This window comes from Leptospira sarikeiensis (genome assembly GCF_004769615.1).
GTDB lineage: Bacteria > Spirochaetota > Leptospiria > Leptospirales > Leptospiraceae > Leptospira_B > Leptospira_B sarikeiensis.
This window is the reverse complement of record NZ_RQGF01000028.1, coordinates 238,699-257,054: the sequence shown is the minus strand read 5'-3', so window position 1 is coordinate 257,054 and position 18,356 is coordinate 238,699. Positions and strand designations below refer to the sequence as shown.

Genomic DNA, 18,356 nt, shown 5'->3' with positions numbered 1-18,356 from the left:
GATCTCTGAAAATTGGAAATAAAATGAAACAGAAAATCAAGATCAAACTAGAGGATCCGAATTCCAAATCTGCAGTTTCTATGATGAATGCATTATGGGAAGAGATACAAACTAGATACGGATTCCAAGCGCCTAATCCGATGAAAGGAGAAGATTTTCAAGGACCTAAAACCGGATTTTGGATTGCAGAGTCGGAAGAAAACCCGATCGGTAGTATCGCAATTGTACCCTGGAATGATTCGGTTGCAGAATTGGATGTGATGTATGTGGATCCTAAATTTAGAGGAACAGGAGTCGCTTCCGATCTAATCATTTCTTTGGAAAACTTTGCAAAAGAAAACGGATTTACTTCGATTCGATTGAGAGCGGGTGCACCTCAGCCGGAAGCATTACGTTTTTATGAAAAACATGGATATTCAAGAATAGATTCTTTCGGAAGATGGGCTTCCGACGAAACCGCATGGTGTTACGAAAAAAAGATCTAATTACACTCTTTCTATGGCGATTAGGCTGATATCGTCTTGAGGTTGAGAATTTCCGAGCCAGGTCTCTAGATCTTTCATTACCATGTCCGGGATGTTCTCTATAGGTTCATCGGATAATTCGGAAATTCTACTTCTTAATCTGGATTCTCCCCATGCTTCTCGTCTGGAGTTGAATTGTTCGAATACTCCGTCGGAAAATAAAAACATTCTGTCTCCGTAGGAAAAATCCAACTCTTCGTTCTGATAACTTTTTTTGTTCTTCAGACCGATGATCGCTCCAGTTCTTCTTAAATTCTTAAGGTGAGAAGAATGTACTAAGATCTGATCCGGATGTCCTGCGGAAGCATACACTAATCGATTCTCTCTTGCGTAAATATCTACAATGATAGAAGAGAATATAGTCCCTAAGGAAGAGAATTTTCGTTGGAATTTATCATCCAAAAGATCCAAACAAAATCCAGGGTCCTTAGCTCCGAATTTAATTCCTTCGTATTCGGCTTTGATTGCCATTGTGACTAACGCAGCTTGGACTCCATGGCCCGTTGCGTCGGCTAAGAAGATACGAAATACTCCAGGGGACACTTCGAATATATCATAAAAATCTCCTCCAACCTCGTCTCTTGGAAGATATTTCACCGCATATTTTAGCTCTTTGTAAGACTCCACATTTTCCGGGAAAAGTTTCATCTGGATCCTTTGAGCAACCAGCAGATCTTTTCTGATCCTTTCCAGGGAATGATTTAATTCGGAGGTTTTTTCTCGGACTAAAGTTTCCAGATTATCTTTCAAAATATTTAATGCACTGTTAGTGATCCTGAGATTTTCACTTAAGATCTCCGATTTTCGAAAAGCTCTAGCGATCCTTCTAGAAAGAACTAAAGACTGAGAAAGAGTGAAAACGAGCAAACCGTATGGAGATAAGTTCATACCTCTCATGTTCAATTTATCCCAAAGAAGATCGATGCCTACTGTGATCCCGAATGCGAAAAATCCGGTTAGGAATAATAGTGAATCCTCTCTTCTTCTTACTGCAGCCAAACATACTGTCGCTAAAACATAGATCAGTCCGACTGCGGTTGCGATCTGGAACGGTGTCACAATTTTAGTGTAGAATCCGATCGGAAATAATAGAGTAATATCGTAGCCGATCGCTAAAATCCATGCAATATGAGATGCCCATTTCCAAGTGTCTTCCGGAAACAAAGAGCGATGGAACATTAGAAAGATAGGAACTGCAGTATAAAAGGAGAAGAACTCCAATCTGAAAACGGAATCCCAAGGAAAGTCGGGAAAAATTTCGAGGACAAGCCTATTTCCGATCAATGCAACTCTTAAGGTTAATAAAAACGTAAATAATGCGAAGTAAAATGCGGACCTTTCTTTTCTTCTAAAAAGAAATAAACCAATATGATAAAGTCCTATTAGTAGAAGCCCTCCGAATAAAAAAGATTCTCTTGCCTGAGTGATCAATTTTTCACGATAAACGGATTCCAGAGTTCCGATTTTTGGAACTTGCCAGAATCCTCCGAAATTATTGATCCAGTTGGAACCTTGGATTAATATTTCAGTATTTTGTTTTTCTACACGAAGTGGAAGATATACGGATTTGATCTTAGGGATCTCGAAATGAGGATCCGTACTAGGGGTTCCGGAGGAATATACCAGTCTTCCATTATAATATAATTTGTATGCCGACGCAAAATCAGGCATTAATATCCCGATTTCTTTCTTTAATTCCTCTTCTGGGAAAGAGAGTAATAAACGAAAACTCGCAGCACCTTCTCTTGGTAGAATTCGATCTCCCTTCTTCTTATCTTGCCAAGATTCGGGAACGGAAAGTTTATCCCAAACGACTTGAGAAGATCTTTCGGGAGAAACAAATTCACCGTATATAAATTGCCAGTCACCGTTTAATGGGATTAGCTCAGAGTTTTCTTTCAGATCCTCTTCTGAAATATTGATGCTACCGTTCTGAACGGGAGATGATTGTACGGATAATGTCCCAAAAAGAGTAAAGACCGAAAAGATAACGATATAACGTTTCACTTCCTGTTAAAATAAGCGAGACCGAAGCTATGTCTAATATTTTTTAAAATGTAGGAAGATCAAAAAATTATAGGATCTATTTTTTATTTTGATGAATGTAATCATCGAACGATCGTTTAAGTTCTTTTCAGAAATTTTGACCGGCTTTCGACATAATCCGAAGAGCTAAAAATTAGTCAAAACGGCTTACCTTAAACGGGGGAAATCGGTTTTGTAAAAAGGATGACTGTTTTGTTTTGGATCAAATCTTTTGGACTGTGCTAAAAGATTTAGCTCGTCCAATCGACTATGACCGCTTCCACCAAAAGATCGGCACTTAAAATTTCTATCATATACTCTGCGTTAGGTGGTTTCTGGATACTTGGGTCGGACCTTCTTCTGGAAGTGATTGCTTGGAATGAACCGGTTTATAAAGAGCTCCAAACTTTAAAAGGATGGTTGTTCGTAGGTATTACTGCATTCGTATTATATTTACTTTTGAGATCGGAGTTCTGGCATAGGGACCTGGTAGAGTCCGAATTGAAAGATAGTTTGGAAGAGAAGAAAATATTGATTAACGAGATCCATCATAGGGTGAAAAATAATTTGAACTCTGTAATCTCTTTTCTTTCCCTTCAAAGGGACGGCCTGGAAGAAGGATTACAGAATCATTATACGATAGCGATCCAAAGGGTGTATTCGATCGCACTTGTGCATGACTTTTTATATAAATCGGAAAGTTATAGTAAGGTGGATTTCGGGGAATTTCTTCCGAAACTTCTGGACTCTATACAAAACGCGCAAAAAGGAGAGAAGGAAAATATAGACTGCAAGGTTCGGGCAGATGGAGTGAACATGGATATCTCCAAAGCGATACCTTGCGGAATTCTGATCAACGAGATCGTAACGAATTCTTTAAAACATGGGTTCCCAACCGGAACCGCCGGAAAAATTTACGTACATATTGAAGAGAAAAACGGAAATTTCCAACTTATAATCCAGGATGATGGGGTTGGTATATTGGAGGGTTGGGAATCTAAATTTGGACAGGGATTGGGTCTAACGTTGATTTCTGCTTTGTCAAAACAGCTGTCGGCTAAGATCGAGGTGGACGGAAATCAGGGGTTAAAATACGATATTCGCTTTAGGGCATAAATGAAAGAAACCCGTAAGCGAATCTTGATTGTTGAGGATGAAGCGTTAAACGCTCTTTTCCTGCAAAACATCCTCGGAAAAGAATTCGAAGTGGTTGCGATCGTGGATAATGGCCCGGAAGCAGTCCTTTGCGCAAAAGAAGAAAATCCGGACTGCATATTAATGGATATAAAGATCAACGGTCCGATGGACGGTATCGAGACTATTCATCAGATCTTGTCCGAAAAACGGATCGATCATATTTATTGTACTGCTTATTCCGAAAGTAGCGTAACGGATCGTGCAGATGCCACGAAACCCAAGGGAATTCTTCCGAAACCCTTGGATGTTCTTGCTCTAAAAAATTTGATTCGCAATTAAGGAGAAGGAGTTTCCTTTAATACTGAATTTAAACGGTCGGGATAGTCAGTGATAATCCCGTCTACACCGGTTTTGATCAATCTTCTCATTTCATTCGTATCATTTACAGTCCAAGGGATCACTTTAATTCCTAGAGAATGTGCCTTAAATACGAACTCATCCGTAACATAGAGAAAGTAAGGCGAGATGATATCCGCTTTTAATTCTTTTGTTTGGTTTAATACAAGTTCTCTTCTAGAATCTCCGAATCCGAATTTCATAGCGGCGCCTTGAGGATAGGTAAGAGAGAATAATGCTGAAGTTTTGATCTTCGGATTTTTCTTTTTTGCCAGTTGGATGGCCGGAAGATAGAAAGATTGTATCGTGGTTCTATCCGCTACTTTTGCAGTTTCAATTGCCTTGATCAATAAGCTTACATGAGTTTCTAAAATTTCATTCGAGACCTGTGATTCAGAATCTTTCGGAAATTTAGTCTCTATATTAAATTTAGGGATCAACTTTCTCTTTCCTGTTTTTTCCCAGGTTTGGATTTTTTCGAAAAATTCCTGAATTGTGATCAATTCTGTTCCAGGAATAGAGATCTGCTCAGGGAATTTCGGATTTTTTTTAGTTCCACAATCCAACTCTTTTAATTCAGCGAGAGTGAGTTCGTAGATGGATTTGGAAATGATCTCAGATCCATCCTTTTTTGTACACAATGCAGGATTGGACTCTGAGTCATGATGTATTATGATTTTCTGATCTTTTGTGAGAACTGTATCCAACTCTATTGTGGTCATTCCTTGGGAGAGAGCTTCTTCGAATGCAGGCCAAGTATTTTCCGGTTTTAAACCTCTTGCACCCCTATGTCCTTGCAGATCCAAATTACCATCTATCGGTTTATTTCGGATCTGTTCCCCTCCGCAATAGACGGAAAGAAGGATAAAACATGCAGAGAATATCCTTGTTTTAAAAAAATTCATAGATTCCTCGAATTTAATAGAGCAATTGTTTGATACACTTCTTCTTTTGTAAAAGAGCAAATCGTATCTTATTTTAAATTACGATTACAGGATCAACTTTAGAAATAATCCTGCGGCAGATCCTCCTACAAAAGGAGCTAGGATCGGAAGCCATGAATATTTCCAACCGGAGCTTCCTTTGTTTGGGATCGGTAATAAATAATGCGCGAGTCTAGGTCCTAGATCTCTTGCAGGATTGATCGCATATCCCGTGGTCCCTCCCATAGAAAGCCCGATCACCCATACTAAGATCCCTACGAAAAATACTCCGATTGGAGTTGTTACGTCCGGGATTTGAGTGGAGAAGATGGAATGGATCCCCACAATCAAAACGAAAGTTCCTAAAAGTTCGCTGATAAAATTGGAAGGAGGATGAGAGATTGCCGGGTCCGTTGAGAACACCGCCAAAATTTTTCCCTGATCTTTTGTTTCTTTCCAGTGTGGAAGATAATGCAGATACACTGCGATAGCTCCCAAGAAAGCTCCTAAAAACTGCGCAGGCAAATAGATTGGGATTTTGGAATAATCTCCTGATTGGACCGCGAATGCAAGAGTGACAGCTGGATTTAAATGTGCATCTGCGCTTCCGAATGCTTTCGAAACAAATACACCTAAGATCACAGCAAATGCCCAGGCCGAAGTGATCACTATCCAGCCTGAATCTTTTGCTTTAGATTTTTCTAATAGAACTCCTGCGACTACTCCGTCGCCTAAAAGGATTAATATGAACGTTCCGAATAATTCTCCTAAAAAAGGGGAAGACATCTATAAATTACCTCATTTTTCCCATCAATCTAACTGTTGCTTTTCTTCCGATCAGTTTGGAAACTTTTACCAAAACTTTGTTAGGAAGTCCTGACACTACAGTCGGTGTGCTTCTTTTTTTCAAAGCTGAGAGAGCGTATTCCACCAAGGTTTCCGCAGACTGAGCGATCGCTTTCGGAAAGTCTTTTGGATTCCCTCCTGCTCTTTCAAAAAAGTTAGAAACAGTAACTCCTGGGCAAAGACCCATTACGTATACTCCTCTTTTTTTCTGTTCATACCATAATGATTCGCTGAAGGAAGTCACAAACGCTTTTGTCGCGGAATAAACTCCCGAAGAAGGCATAGGTACAAGTCCCAAGGTAGAAGAGATATTCATCAAAGAATCTCCAGACTGGGAATTTTTTAAAAAAGAATAGGATAAGGAAACCAAGGAGTCAATATTCAAACGAGTCATAGATTGGAGCCTGGAAAGATCCGCCTTATGGAATGGTCCGTATACCCCGAACCCCGCATTATTTATTAATAAATCGTAATGATTTGTTTCTAGTTCTTTTTGTATTTTTGCCGTGGATTTCGGATCGGAAAGGTCTGCTACGATAAACTTATGACCTTTTCCGAGTTCGTCGGTAAGTTGTTTGAGTCTTACTTCGTTTCTTGCGACCGCTGTGATCTTATATCCTTTTGCAGCTAATTGTTTCGCAAACTCTCTTCCGATCCCTTCGCTGGCTCCGGTTACTAATGCTTGCATTCTCTTACTCCTATCTCGAATTTTCTGTGTTTAGCTAATTCGGCTTAGTTCTAAAAGTTTTCGCAGAATTATTTCGTAGGATCGTCAGGCTAAGCAAGCTTAAAAAGAAACACCAAATAGTAGAATCTTTCTAAAAGATTTAAACGTTCGGTCGGTCTTTTAGAAGTTTTTCTCTTTCTTCTTCCATGATCCGGATGGATTTGCGCGTATAATCCAAAATGATCTTTAACTCGTCCGCAGTGTAGGAGGAGAGTTGTTCCCACACGGATTTCGCCAGGCTTTCGAACAGAATTCCGATTTTCTGCAGAGCTGCAAGATCTTGGGTTAGAAAGACCCGGACTTTCCTTCTGTCTTCCGGATCATTCTTTCTTTCTACTAAGCCTTTTTTTTCCAAACGATCAATGAGAGAAGTCACGGATCCAGTGCTTAAACCCATTGTTTTCGCGATTTCTCCCGCTGTTTGAGGCCCATGAGTAAATAGAAGATCCACACATTTATGGTCCGTAATATGAAGGCCTAGACGATCGGCGATTGTTTGGTGGAAAAGGATAGAGACCGTTCCTAGATCTTTGGAACTAGTGAGAATGGATTCCATTAATTCCGGCTTCGTTTTTGGGATTTTTTTGTCTTGCAATTATTTCGACCATCAAATATCTCGATAATCAAGATAATAGATTATCGAGTTAATTCGATTTAAGGAGAATAAATATGCTGGAAAATGGCAAGAACGAAATTCCGGACTTCCCTTGGTATTCTTGGGGATCTCCCATAGGTCTCGGGATCGCAATGATTTCTGCATCCCTTTCTATTTCAGTGTTCGCTTATTCATTGGCGCTTGTTTACGGATTGGTGAAGGCGAGTTTCGGAGGCTGATCTGAAAAAGAAAAAGCCCGATCTTTTGATCGGGCTTTTGTATCCAATCTCTGCCTTATCTAATTTTAGGAAAGGCAGAGAGTAGAATTTGAAGAAGAGTTATAGTATCAGTAGGACTTCTTCCATAACTGATTGTTTCCCCCATTCCATGTCCATTGGCTTACTAAGGCTCCGTTACCGGTTCCATTTGCATCCACTGCGAAATTGGAGTTAATTCGATTTCGAATACTATCTCCTACAAAATCGAATCTCATATTATTCATATCCTTACAATCCCAGAGCGCGATCTTTCCTCCGTCACGAGCTTCGCCGCCGTTATCCATACATTTATTAGGATTCAATTTGCTTCGAAGGAAACTGTTGATAGGATCATAATACCATTTTTGAGCATCGGTCCCGTTACAGTTATATACTTGGATCCTTGCTCCGTTTGCAGTACTACTATTGCTTATATCTAAACATCTATTAGAAGCTTGGTTGACTAGTGTAAAGTATGGAGATTCGTAATTTTTCTCCCAACGTTGGTTATTTCCACCATGCCATGTCCATTGACTTACTAAAGAGCCGCTAGTAGAACCGTTTGCATCCACCGCGATAGACTCATTTTGTCTGACTCGGATCGAATCATCATAAAGATCGAAACGCATATTGTCCTTATCCTTACAATCCCAGAGGACGATCTTTCCTCCGTTCCAATTTTCCGCTCCGTTATCCAAACATTTGTCAGTGTTCAATTTGCTTCTTAGATAACTTGTAGAATGTTCATAGAACCATTTTTGTGCGTTGGTCCCGTTACAATTCCAAACCTGAACTCTAGTGTTATTTTCTGTTCCGCTATTGTTTACATCTAAACATAGATTGGACTGTTTGCTCTTAAGAGTGAAATATCTAGGTTCCAGATCGTTTACGTCCATACAAGCTTCGAATGCATATTGAGAGAAACGAGGGCCTGCAAAATCCACCATTGCGATATTGATCCTTTGTCCCGATTTTTTTGCCTCTCTGTCTAAGTCGTAAACGAAACTTGCATGATCCAACTTATCATTGGTAAGATCTTCTATACTTCCCCAGTAAGGAGGGAAAATGATCTGAGCCGCGTTCGGAGTAAGGATCATTTGAGCTACGTAGAATTTTCCACCTCTATCATCCTTAATTCTTGCTCTTAATGCATTGATCAGGTCGGACTCGCTTCCGGTATTCTGCCAGTCGCTTTTCATAGTCTCACCTTGGTTCCAGTAAGAAGAAGATAATGCGGAATAATTTCCTCCGCCCCAGATAAGAATTACGTTTTTATCCAAATTCCATAATTGGTTGAAGTTCACGGAATTTCCTAAAGAACGAGGAGCCATTCTGGAACCTAGATAAGGAAGAACCAATTGGTCTCTTAATTGATAATGTTCATCGTCGCTCATACTGTCCACGTTTTGGATATGAACGAAAACAACTTCCTTCTTACGATTGTTTACAAAACTGGAAATATGTTGGAATACTTCAATAGCCGGAACGGAAACGCTAGATCCGTGATGGATCTTAAATTGCCCGTCTATCTTCTTGATCCTTAGATCGAAGTAACGATAACCGATCGCCAATTGTTCTCCGACTGTGTATTCTTGGGTTTGAGAAATATTTTCGTCGATTCCCTGGATGCCGTAGGTTCCTGAGTCATGGGTTCCTGGGATACAGATGTTTCTTAATTGAGTGTCCCCTTTTGCTTGGTATCCGCTTGTCATCCAGCTTTGTGGATCGATCTGCAATTTTGGAGCATATACTGGAATTGGGCTTCTTCCGCTTTTTCCTTTTGTTCCGCCGCCTTCAAAAGGGATCCCGCTTGGCTGATCCAAAGGGGCAGGAACTAAATATTGGGCCTTATAATTGGTGTCTGCAGGCAAATAAGCCCCAGATTTGCCTCCTTGTTGTAGGAGACCTAATAAATACTCGTTATCGGAAGAGGAGTCCTTACAGCCTAATTCAAGGAAGAAGGCAGAGATAAATAGAAACCCGGCTAAAACCGGACCGGAAGACTTGGAAATTTTCATTTTTTCACCATTCAAATGATCTATTTTTATGCATTATGAAACTTTAATGCTTATGTTTCCAAATGAGGAGACTCAAAACAAATATGAGGAACAAATAGTATGTCAATGCCCTTTCTTTCTTTTTGAAAAAGTTAACATAACGATTGTTTTTAAAAAAATTGGAGACATCAAATCATGATAGAAACTTCTCATCCATATATAATTGGAATATAAGAATCGGAAGAACTTGTTCTTTTTGAGAAGTCCCATAACGAACATTGCTTTTTCCGGAAGAATCTTAGTTGCGAGAAATGATCCAAAATGGAATTTGAAAAAAGGCCTTATGGTTTTTATCCGAATGGAAGGTGAGATCATTTTATTCTCAAACCATTCCTTCAATTTTAGAACTGTAATAAGGATTATAAAAATAGAATATAGATCTGATATAGGATCTTACTTCAGGAATTTATATGAAATTATATTCGAGCGATAAAAAAGAATCTTTCTCTTCTTGGTGGTTGCGCTTTCGTCTGAACTATTGGCCCTGCGTTTGGTGCACGGGAGGAAAGATCCAATTCATTTCTTCCGATCTGAGAGAGTTACATGTCAGTCTGAAAAAGAATATCAGGACATTAAATCGTGTAGGAACAATTTACGGAGGGAGTATTTACAGTTCGGTAGATCCTTATTATATGTTGATGATGATGTGGATCCTAGGAGAAGACTATGTGGTTTGGGACAAGGCTGCAAAAGTCAAATTTGTAAGACCGATCCTCAATAAAGTTAAAATCAGATTTTTGATCACTGAAGAACTGATCGAAAAAACAAAGCAGGATATTTTAGAGAAAGGAGAGATCGTTTTTGATCTCCCTGCAAAGTATGAAGACGAACAAGGAAACGTCTACGCGACTTTTGAAAAAACGATCTATGCTGCATCTAAAGAGTTTTACGAAAAGAAATTGGCTGCAAAAAAACAAACCTCTGCTTTTAAACCAAGCAAAGGAAGTTGAGTCTCTAAATTATTTGACTGCGATCCAGCCACCTACATGTAGGCTTTCGAATTTTTGAACAGATCCTGAAAAACCCGCTTCTGTCAGAAGAGTTTCGTATCTTTCTTTTGGAATTCTATGTAGCTCGAATACTCTTTTGAGATACACTTCTACCGCTTCTTCTTCCCAACCTTGGAAATTCTTTAAATAAGATTTAATGTTTTGGAACAATTCTTCTCTTGCTTCCGGTTCTGGGTCAAATAGATCGAATAGGATAAAACTTCCGTTTGGTTTCAATCTAGAATGGATCTCTTTTAAAATGGAAAGTTTTGCGCCGTCGTCCGGTAAAAAATGTAAAACGAATAATAGTGTGATCGAATCGTATTCAGGTATGGCAGGAAGTTCGCTAATCGTGGAACATACGAATTTTAGATGAGGAAATTTTCTCTCCGCCTGTTGGATCATTTCGGGAGAAGGATCTAAACCGGTGATCGAGAACTTATCCGGTGCAATCTCTAAAAGTTTTTTGAAATCGGCTCCCGTTCCGCAACCTACGGATAAAATTTTTCCATTCTTGGGAGTTTTCTCTAAAAGATAGATCGCAACGAGTTCCATAATCCCGGAATAGAAAGGGATCATTTTGCCGATCCTTCTCTCGTATACTTTTGCTCTTTCCCCTTCGAATTTTTCAACGTATTCCATTGATTCCTTTATCTAACGAATAGAATATAGATCCATCGAATTTTAGTTTTAATTTTTATCGTTTATTCCCTTGAAAACCACTTTGTTTTTGCCGGAATGTTTTGCGATCTCCATCGCCTTTTGAGCTTCTAAGAGTAAATGATCTCTGGTGGAACCGTCTTCTGGATACATTGCAACTCCTACAGATACGGTTGTTTTAATCTCTCCTAAAGGATCAGGCTGTCCGTATTCTGAAAATAATCTTCTGATCTTTTCTGCTCGATCCAAAACAATATCCTTGTTTGCTCCGGGTAGCAGAAGTAGGAACTCTTCTCCCCCGATCCTAGAAGTGATATCACTTCTTCTGGAATTTTCTAAAAGGATCTTTCCCATTTCTTTCAGTAAAAGATCTCCTTTTTGGGTCCCGAATATCTCGTTGATCTCTTTTAAACGATCAATGTCCAGATAAATGATGCCTATTTTTGACTCTGTTCTTTCAGCCCTGAATAATTCCGCCTGGAAAGATTCGATCGTATAATCTCGATTGAATAGCCCTGTAAGTTTATCACGGATTTCTAATTCTTTAATCCTATTCTCTCTTCTTCTGAACAAAGTCTCGTATCTTTGAGCTTTTGCTTCGGATAGGATCTTTTCGGTAAGATCTCGGAAATAGAATGCTTTCGCAGGTTCTTTATCATCCAGAAGAATTGGGACCGTCCTACAAACGAATCTTCTTTTTACGGAAGAAAGCACCAAAGTAAGATGAGATTGTTCTTTCGGATCCTTCTCCGCTAATGATAAATACCAACGAGTCAATTTTAGATCGGGTTTTTCAGGAACCAGCCCTAGTTCCTGAGCAGAAGAATTATGATCCAAAAGTTTTCCTTTCGGATCTGAGATGAGTATCGCGTCATCCAGGGTCTCCAGGAAGTTTAGATTTCGGATCCAGTAATTTTTTAAAGAGGAAGACATTGATTTCTATATTAGAAGTTCATTTATTCTAAATTACTCCTAAAATTATAGAAAATCAATCTTCTTACGCGCGATGTTGTATTTTAAAAATTAGCCGTAAGTTTTTAAGATCTGTTTCGCCTTATGTCGAATTGCTTCCTGTAATTCCAAAGGTTCCAAAACAAAAACCGAATCGCAGTATTGTAGCATGCTTCCCAAGGCCCATTCTCTGGTTTCAAGATCCAAGGTCATTTCTACGAAACCTTTTTCCATAGGTTTTATGTTTAGACATTTTACGTAGGAGATCCTTTTCACATGATCCGCGTCCGCTTCTGAAATTTTGACTTTTACGATGTATTTAGGAACTCTGGATTTAAATTCTGTGATCCATTCTTCCCAGTATTTCGCTAGATCGAATTTTTTAGGTCTTTCAAATCTTTCCGTAGTAAGAGTTGCTTCTTTGATCCGAGAAATTCTATAAACTCTCATCTCCTTACTTCTTTTTGCGACTACATACCAGATATTATCTTTAGCGACTAGGCCGTAAGGTTCTATGATCCTCTCCTCTGGCTTTCCTGCTTCTTTTTCGTAAATGATCTTTACCTTTTTTTCTTCCCATACCGCATCTTGTAAGACCGGAAGCACTGGAAGTTCTTTGATAACACGATGCCATCCGAGTCCGTCTATATGGATCCTTTGTCTTGCAGTCTCCGCATCTTTTTTGTAGGCGGGAGGAAGAGCGGCTAATAATTTTACGAATGCTGAATCGAAGTCTTTTTTCTTGCCCAGATCTTCCAACACTCTGGAGGAATGGACGAGTAATAAGGAAATGACTTCTTCTTTTTTGAAACCAGTGAGATTGGTGCGATAGCCGTCGCTTAAGCTCCATCCGCCTCCAATCCCTCTTTCCGCGTAGATTGGGATACCAGCAGCTGAAAGAGCCTCCATATCCCTATGAACGGTTCTTTCGGAGATCTCCAGCTTTTTAGAAAGTTCCTTTGCGGTGGTTCTTCCTTTTGCCTGTAGATGTAATAGAATATTTAAAAGTCGATCCGCTCTCATAACGACGAAGAGCCTCTGATTGAGGCAGATCCTGCTACATTCGTATCCTGAATTTTGCAGGTTTTATTAAGAATAATAATAAATCCTAAATATGACAGATCTTGTCATGTATATTCCTTTATACTCGTTTTATGAAAGAAAAAAAGCTGAAAGGCAAAATCGCTTTGGTCGCCGGAGGGACTAGGGGTGCTGGGAGAGGGATCGCTATTTCTTTGGGAGAAGAGGGGGCAACAGTTTATGTAACCGGTAGGACCTCCAACGGATCCATATCCGAGATCGGCAGAAAAGAAACGATCGAGGAAACTGCCGAACTGGTAAATAAGGCAGGCGGTGTCGGAATTCCGATCAAAACGGATCATACGAACAAAGAGCAAGTGAAAGCTTTGATCGATAAGATCTCTTCCGAAAACGGAGGTCGTTTAGATATTCTGATCAACGATGTTTGGGGAGGAGAACATCTTTCAGAATGGGGCAAAAAATTTTGGGAACAGGATTTGGGCAAAGCATTAAAAATGTTTAATAATTGTCTACAATCCCATTTGATCACCGCTTATTATTCTGCGCCTCTTCTACTTAAATCGGATTCCGGACTTCTTATAGAAGTTACGGACGGGATCGATTATAGATACAGAGGAAATCTTCCTTATAGTCTTGTAAAATCTTCCGTGATCAATCTGGCAGTTTGTCTTTCGGAAGAATTAAAGTCGGACGGTGTAACCGCAATTTCTTTAACTCCGGGATTTTTAAGATCCGAACAGATGTTGGATTATTTTGGAGTTCAGGAATCGAACTGGAAAGACGCGGTCAAAAAAGAAGAACATTTCATCGCTTCCGAAACCCCTACCTTTGTAGGAAGAGCTGTTTCACATCTTGCCTCCGATCCGAATATCTTTCAAAAAACAGGAAAGCCTTGGAGCAGTTGGAAACTTTCGGATGAATACGGATTTATCGATTCAGATGGATCCAGACCTCATTGGGGAAATTATTATAAAGAAAAGTTCGGAGAAAATCTGAACTAAAAAAAAGAGATATGGAGTATACATCATGATAACTTTAGCTACTTCCGTTTTTGGGATCGTCCTTTGTAAAGGAGAGATCATTAAAACATCCGTTCACGGACCTACCGGAAAAATTTCCTATAAGGACGAAGGTTTCGGTGGGATGCCTGTAGTGTTTGTGCATTCTTTCGGAGGGAATGTATCTCATTGGGATGGCATCAAAGATTCTTTGGTCCAAAACCGAAGAGTTGTACGGATCGAATTGAGAGGACACGGAGATTCCGAATTTCCGAAAGATGGAGATTATAGGATCTCTTCTATGGCGAAAGATTTGGCGACAGTCGTCAATCTTCTTGGTTTACAAAGATTTGTATTAGTCGGTCATAGTATGGGAGGAAGTGTTGCGCTTCAATATGCTGGAGAAAATCCGAGTAGGGTAGCGGGTCTTGTTCTTGTAGATTCCAACGGAGATCCTAAAAAAAATCCGGAAGAAATTCGGACTCAAATTAAAAATGTTTTATTCTCGGATGCATATGTAGAAACTACCGAAACTTATTGGAAACAATTATTAGAAAGATCTAAGCCTGAAGTGCAGGAAAGATTGTTCGAAGAATTGGTAAGAGCTCCTAAGGATATGGTAATTAAGATCACTTCCGAGTTATTGGATTATGATCCTACCCTTTCTTTAAAAAGATATGTAGGGCCGAAATTGGCGATTGTAACTCCAGAAAACGACGATAAGTTCTCATTACATCGTCTGCAATTAGGATTCCCTCATAAAGTGATCCAGAATGCAGGGCATTGGTTACAATTGGACCAGCCGGAAGCATTTAGAGAGATATTGGAAACTTTTCTTCAAAGATATTGAGTAGAACCCGGACATTCGTCCGGGATTTTTCTAAGATCCATTTTTCATCGAACGGGGGTTATAGATTCTAAACCGAAAAAAAATTCCAAAATCCAACCGAAATGAGAAATTTCTGATTTAATAGAATTCAGAATCTGATTACTATTGCTCCCGCTTTCCGGATTTTGGGTGGGGAAAATGCCACTCAATCTGCGGGAAACGAAAAAGTACCTCGTCCAATTCTCCAACGAAACCATATGAAATACGCAAAAGTTTTTTCGCTCTCGATTTTTTTGATCCTAACGTTACTCTCTTGTCGCACTAAAGTTTCTTCTAAAATATATCCACTCGCCGAGAACGGTGTGTTGGATCTTCGCGACTGGAATTTTGCCGAGGACGGTATCGTAAAACTGGATGGAGAGTGGAAATTCCAATGGATGAAGCTTGCAGTTTCAAGACCTGAAATCGGTAAAAAAGACCAGTCACCGATCACAGTAAATATTCCGGGAAATTGGAATCAAATCGGCCATTTGGAAGGAATGAATCCTTTAATGGCTTTTGGATACGGAACTTATACTTTAAAGATCATTCCCGGCCAGAACCAAGGACGTTTGATGATCCAATTCCAAGGCGCTGGAACCGCAGCTGCAGTTTATTTGGACGGCAAAAAAATTCTGGGCAATGGAGTTGTGGGTCCTGACGAAAATTCTTCCCAGCCTCAATATCTTCCTCTTTATATTTCGATCGGACAGCCGAACAAGGAAATGCTCCTACAAGTGGAAATTTCCAACTTTAACCATTACAAGGGTGGTCTTTGGGAATCTCTTCGTTTAGGAACGGAAAGGGATCTTCTAAATTTAAGAGATACGAATTCTTTTAGCGAGATGTTCCTATTCGGAAGTATCATCATCATGGCATTATATCATTTCGGTTTATTCTCTTTGAGAAGAAGAGACATGACCGGATTGTTTTTCGGAGCATTTTGTGCGAGTATCTGCCTTAGGATTTTCGTAACTGGAGAAAGATTTTTAATCCATAAATTCCCAGCTCTTCCTTGGGAATTTTTTAGCAAGTTGGAATATCTCTCCTTCTATCTTGCGGTTCCATTCTTTATTTATTATGTGGATGCACTATATCCGAATTCTTTCTCAGCAAAGATCAGAAGGTTTTTTCTCTGGTTTAACGGCATCATCTCGTCGATGGTTGTATTTACTCCTGCGAGTATTTACACTCATACATTGATCCCTTTCCAATTGGGATTGGTTTTTGTGATCTTTTGGATCTTCTTCGTTTTAGTTCGTTTAGTAAGAAATAGGGCAGAAGGTTCCATTATGGCTTTGGGCGGGGTGATCGCTTTGACTGCCGCTGCGATCAACGATAGCCTTTATTCTCAGGCGGTAATCAATACAGGATATTATCTTCCTTTGGGATTATTCGTATTTATTTTCGTTCAATCCTATCTGCTTTCTTTCCGCTTTTCCCAAGCATTCTTATACATAGAACGTTTATCGGATAACTTATTGGAAGTGAACAAGGCATATAGCCGATTCGTTCCATTGGCATTTTTAAGATTTTTAAATAAGAGTGATATAACGGAGATCGGCTTAGGAGACCAGGTTCAAAGAGAAATGACCATCTTATTCTCTGATATCAGATCCTTTACAGTTCTTTCGGAGAAGATGACCCCTAAAGATAATTTCGACTTCTTAAATTCTTATATGAGAAGAATGGGACCGATCATCCGTAAGCACGGAGGTTTCATCGATAAGTATTTGGGAGATGGGATCATGGCCTTATTCCCGAATGTTCCGGATCAGGCTTTAGATGCAGCAATGGAAATGTTAAGAGAGCTGGACGCTCTCAACCAATCCAGATCGGATCGTCATTATGAACCGATCAAGATAGGGATCGGACTTCATACCGGGACTTTGATGCTCGGTACTATCGGAGAAGAAGAAAGAATGGATGGGACAGTGATCTCGGATGCAGTTAATCTTGCTTCTAGGATAGAGGGTCTTACGAAAGAATTTGAAGCAAATCTTCTACTTAGTGAAAGCACTTACAGAAAATTGAAGAATCGCCGGAAATATTCCTTTAAAAAATTAGGAAAAGTAAAAGTAAAAGGAAAAACTAAATCCAGCGAAGTATACGAAGTAGTCGGCTAAACTATTTTTTCGGGAACTTCTGTTTATAAAAATCTAATGCTCTGAGGATCAGCTCTTTCGCTACCTCAGGGCCTTCCGGCTCTTCTACCCTAACTTCTTTCTTTTCTAATTGTTTATATACCGAGAAAAAATGGGTCAGCTCAGCTCTAAATGAACTTGGGAGCTGGGATACATGCTCCACTCCATCAAAACTCCTGTCTCCCGAAGCGACTGCTAAGATCTTTTCGTCACCTTCTCCTCTATCAATCATTCTCATGACCCCAACAACTCTAGCGGGGACCAAACAGAGAGGGGGAACTTCTTCCGAACAAAGGACCAAAATGTCCAAAGGATCCTTATCATCTCCTAAGGTTTGAGGGATAAATCCGTAATGAGCTGGATAATGAGCAGAAGCAAAAAGCACCCGATCTAACTTGATGAGCCCGGATTCCTTATCCACTTCGAATTTCGCCTTACTTCCGGATGGGATTTCCACAAGTGCGTGAACTTCATGGGGAGGATTGGGGCCAGGACTTGCTTCATGCCAAGGATGCTGTATCATGCGGCAAATCTAGGGTTTTGGCCGGGTTTGAGCAAGGAGATTCGAGAATTGAAAAAAGGGATTCTGGGTTTAAAAAATATGTTGACCGGTCTATTTATTTATGTTTTAAGAATTATATGGGTCAGAAAGGGGAAATCGCAAAGGAAAAAATGGTTCGTGCCATGGCGGATCGTTTAGAGATCGGGGGTTACGCCGGAACCGGATTGAATGATATTGTGGAAGATGCAAAGGCTCCCAAGGGTTCGATCTATTTCCATTTTCCGGGAGGGAAGGAGGAATTAGCCTCTCTTGCCTTACTTGTTTCCGGGAATGAATTGGCTAAGGATCTAAAGGCGGTTTTAGATTCTGCCAAATCAGTCTCCTCAGGGATCCAGAGGATCTTTTTTGCTCTTGAGCAAAGATTGGTCTCTTCCGGTTTTTCCAAAGGTTGCCCTATCATGACCACCGCCTCCGAAACTGCTTCGGAACCTTCTTTAGTAAATTCAACCTGTGCTGCGGTTTTTCAGGATTGGATCTCTATTTTAGATTCCTTTTTCCAAAAGAACGGTTTTGAAAAAGACAAAGCTTCCGAACTCGCGATCGGGATCCTTTCTTTGTTGGAAGGAGCCATTTTAATTTCTAGGACCAATCGAAATACGGATGCGATCCGATCCGCTTCTAAAACCGCAAAACTTCTAGTCTCTTTGGAGAAATAG

The 18,356-nt window shown here is 39.9% G+C and carries 19 protein-coding genes; 9 read left to right on the top strand and 10 right to left on the bottom strand.

The genetic code is table 11. The features are described from left to right. Positions 1-23: 23 nt before the first annotated feature. Entirely contained in the window at positions 24-485 is a 462-nt protein-coding gene (locus EHQ64_RS12430; RefSeq protein WP_135649802.1) for a GNAT family N-acetyltransferase, read from the top strand. Here EHQ64_RS12430 and EHQ64_RS12425 read toward each other — a convergent pair whose 3' ends face one another. Beyond that, positions 486-2,531, bottom strand: a complete 2,046-nt coding sequence (locus EHQ64_RS12425; protein ID WP_135649801.1) for a PP2C family protein-serine/threonine phosphatase — start codon at positions 2,529-2,531, stop codon at positions 486-488. Positions 2,532-2,819: 288 nt separating this feature from the next. Here EHQ64_RS12425 and EHQ64_RS12420 point away from each other — a divergent pair, with 288 nt between their 5' ends. Together EHQ64_RS12420 and EHQ64_RS12415 are read left to right on the top strand one after the other, a co-directional pair. Beyond that, the gene (locus EHQ64_RS12420; protein ID WP_135649800.1) at positions 2,820-3,665 is read left to right on the top strand and encodes a sensor histidine kinase; all 846 of its coding nucleotides are present in this window, start codon (positions 2,820-2,822) and stop codon (positions 3,663-3,665) included. Positions 3,666-3,689: 24 nt separating this feature from the next. Continuing rightward, positions 3,690-4,025 (top strand): response regulator, encoded by a 336-nt coding sequence (locus EHQ64_RS12415; protein ID WP_167882399.1) that lies wholly within the window; start codon positions 3,690-3,692, stop codon positions 4,023-4,025. Here the strand turns inward: EHQ64_RS12415 and EHQ64_RS12410 are convergent. The 4 genes from EHQ64_RS12410 to EHQ64_RS12395 all read right to left on the bottom strand — a co-directional run bounded on the left by EHQ64_RS12410 (position 4,022) and on the right by EHQ64_RS12395 (position 7,134). Further along, positions 4,022-4,987, bottom strand: coding sequence for a glycerophosphodiester phosphodiesterase (locus EHQ64_RS12410; RefSeq protein WP_135649798.1), 966 nt, complete (start codon positions 4,985-4,987; stop codon positions 4,022-4,024). The genes EHQ64_RS12415 and EHQ64_RS12410 overlap by 4 nt on opposite strands. Positions 4,988-5,071: 84 nt before the next feature. After that, entirely contained in the window at positions 5,072-5,791 is a 720-nt protein-coding gene (locus tag EHQ64_RS12405) for an MIP/aquaporin family protein (RefSeq protein ID WP_135649797.1), read from the bottom strand. Between the two features lie 7 nt (positions 5,792-5,798). Continuing rightward, positions 5,799-6,539 (bottom strand): SDR family NAD(P)-dependent oxidoreductase, encoded by a 741-nt coding sequence (locus EHQ64_RS12400; RefSeq protein ID WP_135649796.1) that lies wholly within the window; start codon positions 6,537-6,539, stop codon positions 5,799-5,801. Positions 6,540-6,678: 139 nt separating this feature from the next. Further along, positions 6,679-7,134: a MarR family winged helix-turn-helix transcriptional regulator gene (locus EHQ64_RS12395; protein ID WP_281275530.1), complete on the bottom strand. Its 456-nt coding sequence runs from the start codon at positions 7,132-7,134 to the stop codon at positions 6,679-6,681. 113 nt (positions 7,135-7,247) lie between these two features. Here EHQ64_RS12395 and EHQ64_RS20230 point away from each other — a divergent pair, with 113 nt between their 5' ends. Next, positions 7,248-7,412 carry a hypothetical protein gene (locus tag EHQ64_RS20230; RefSeq protein WP_167882398.1) on the top strand — a complete coding sequence of 55 codons (165 nt, stop codon included), beginning with the start codon at positions 7,248-7,250 and terminating at the stop codon, positions 7,410-7,412. Positions 7,413-7,519: 107 nt separating this feature from the next. On the opposite strand, the gene EHQ64_RS12390 is transcribed toward EHQ64_RS20230, so the two are convergent. After that, positions 7,520-9,448: a ricin-type beta-trefoil lectin domain protein gene (locus EHQ64_RS12390; protein WP_135649794.1), complete on the bottom strand. Its 1,929-nt coding sequence runs from the start codon at positions 9,446-9,448 to the stop codon at positions 7,520-7,522. A gap of 449 nt (positions 9,449-9,897) precedes the next feature. Here EHQ64_RS12390 and EHQ64_RS12385 point away from each other — a divergent pair, with 449 nt between their 5' ends. Next, positions 9,898-10,437 (top strand): DUF4442 domain-containing protein, encoded by a 540-nt coding sequence (locus tag EHQ64_RS12385; RefSeq protein WP_135649793.1) that lies wholly within the window; start codon positions 9,898-9,900, stop codon positions 10,435-10,437. 9 nt (positions 10,438-10,446) lie between these two features. On the opposite strand, the gene EHQ64_RS12380 is transcribed toward EHQ64_RS12385, so the two are convergent. From EHQ64_RS12380 to EHQ64_RS12370, 3 genes are all read right to left on the bottom strand, one after another. After that, positions 10,447-11,118 carry a class I SAM-dependent methyltransferase gene (locus EHQ64_RS12380; RefSeq protein ID WP_135649792.1) on the bottom strand — a complete coding sequence of 224 codons (672 nt, stop codon included), beginning with the start codon at positions 11,116-11,118 and terminating at the stop codon, positions 10,447-10,449. A 48-nt stretch (positions 11,119-11,166) separates the two neighbouring features. Next, positions 11,167-12,069: a GGDEF domain-containing protein gene (locus EHQ64_RS12375; RefSeq protein ID WP_135649791.1), complete on the bottom strand. Its 903-nt coding sequence runs from the start codon at positions 12,067-12,069 to the stop codon at positions 11,167-11,169. Positions 12,070-12,159: 90 nt separating this feature from the next. After that, positions 12,160-13,110 carry a helix-turn-helix transcriptional regulator gene (locus EHQ64_RS12370; protein ID WP_135649790.1) on the bottom strand — a complete coding sequence of 317 codons (951 nt, stop codon included), beginning with the start codon at positions 13,108-13,110 and terminating at the stop codon, positions 12,160-12,162. Between the two features lie 131 nt (positions 13,111-13,241). Between EHQ64_RS12370 and EHQ64_RS12365 the strand changes: the two genes are divergently transcribed. The 3 genes from EHQ64_RS12365 (at position 13,242) to EHQ64_RS12355 (ending at position 17,120) form a co-directional block, all read left to right on the top strand. Further along, positions 13,242-14,129: an SDR family oxidoreductase gene (locus EHQ64_RS12365; RefSeq protein ID WP_135649789.1), complete on the top strand. Its 888-nt coding sequence runs from the start codon at positions 13,242-13,244 to the stop codon at positions 14,127-14,129. Positions 14,130-14,154: 25 nt separating this feature from the next. Then, a complete protein-coding gene (locus tag EHQ64_RS12360) occupies positions 14,155-14,976 on the top strand; it encodes an alpha/beta fold hydrolase (protein WP_135649788.1) in 822 nt (273 codons plus the stop codon). Between the two features lie 236 nt (positions 14,977-15,212). Continuing rightward, positions 15,213-17,120 (top strand): adenylate/guanylate cyclase domain-containing protein, encoded by a 1,908-nt coding sequence (locus EHQ64_RS12355; RefSeq protein ID WP_135649787.1) that lies wholly within the window; start codon positions 15,213-15,215, stop codon positions 17,118-17,120. 1 nt (position 17,121) lies between these two features. Here the strand turns inward: EHQ64_RS12355 and EHQ64_RS12350 are convergent, their stop codons facing one another. Beyond that, positions 17,122-17,658, bottom strand: a complete 537-nt coding sequence (locus EHQ64_RS12350) for an inorganic diphosphatase (protein ID WP_210410865.1) — start codon at positions 17,656-17,658, stop codon at positions 17,122-17,124. Positions 17,659-17,822: 164 nt separating this feature from the next. Between EHQ64_RS12350 and EHQ64_RS12345 the strand changes: the two genes are divergently transcribed. Continuing rightward, the gene (locus EHQ64_RS12345; RefSeq protein WP_246048743.1) at positions 17,823-18,356 is read left to right on the top strand and encodes a TetR/AcrR family transcriptional regulator; all 534 of its coding nucleotides are present in this window, start codon (positions 17,823-17,825) and stop codon (positions 18,354-18,356) included.

Excerpts from the sequence above, each read along its gene's own strand:
- EHQ64_RS12430 (WP_135649802.1), top strand. The coding sequence starts at position 24 with ATGAAACAGAAAATCAAGATCAAACTAGAGGATCCGAATTCCAAATCT.
- EHQ64_RS12420 (WP_135649800.1), top strand. The coding sequence starts at position 2,820 with ATGACCGCTTCCACCAAAAGATCGGCACTTAAAATTTCTATCATATAC.
- EHQ64_RS12410 (WP_135649798.1), bottom strand. The coding sequence starts at position 4,987 with ATGAATTTTTTTAAAACAAGGATATTCTCTGCATGTTTTATCCTTCTT.
- EHQ64_RS12405 (WP_135649797.1), bottom strand. The coding sequence starts at position 5,791 with ATGTCTTCCCCTTTTTTAGGAGAATTATTCGGAACGTTCATATTAATC.
- EHQ64_RS12400 (WP_135649796.1), bottom strand. The coding sequence starts at position 6,539 with ATGCAAGCATTAGTAACCGGAGCCAGCGAAGGGATCGGAAGAGAGTTT.
- EHQ64_RS12395 (WP_281275530.1), bottom strand. The coding sequence starts at position 7,134 with ATGGAATCCATTCTCACTAGTTCCAAAGATCTAGGAACGGTCTCTATC.
- EHQ64_RS20230 (WP_167882398.1), top strand. The coding sequence starts at position 7,248 with ATGCTGGAAAATGGCAAGAACGAAATTCCGGACTTCCCTTGGTATTCT.
- EHQ64_RS12390 (WP_135649794.1), bottom strand. The coding sequence starts at position 9,448 with ATGAAAATTTCCAAGTCTTCCGGTCCGGTTTTAGCCGGGTTTCTATTT.
- EHQ64_RS12385 (WP_135649793.1), top strand. The coding sequence starts at position 9,898 with ATGAAATTATATTCGAGCGATAAAAAAGAATCTTTCTCTTCTTGGTGG.
- EHQ64_RS12380 (WP_135649792.1), bottom strand. The coding sequence starts at position 11,118 with ATGGAATACGTTGAAAAATTCGAAGGGGAAAGAGCAAAAGTATACGAG.
- EHQ64_RS12375 (WP_135649791.1), bottom strand. The coding sequence starts at position 12,069 with ATGTCTTCCTCTTTAAAAAATTACTGGATCCGAAATCTAAACTTCCTG.
- EHQ64_RS12370 (WP_135649790.1), bottom strand. The coding sequence starts at position 13,110 with ATGAGAGCGGATCGACTTTTAAATATTCTATTACATCTACAGGCAAAA.
- EHQ64_RS12365 (WP_135649789.1), top strand. The coding sequence starts at position 13,242 with ATGAAAGAAAAAAAGCTGAAAGGCAAAATCGCTTTGGTCGCCGGAGGG.
- EHQ64_RS12360 (WP_135649788.1), top strand. The coding sequence starts at position 14,155 with ATGATAACTTTAGCTACTTCCGTTTTTGGGATCGTCCTTTGTAAAGGA.
- EHQ64_RS12355 (WP_135649787.1), top strand. The coding sequence starts at position 15,213 with ATGAAATACGCAAAAGTTTTTTCGCTCTCGATTTTTTTGATCCTAACG.
- EHQ64_RS12345 (WP_246048743.1), top strand. The coding sequence starts at position 17,823 with ATGGCGGATCGTTTAGAGATCGGGGGTTACGCCGGAACCGGATTGAAT.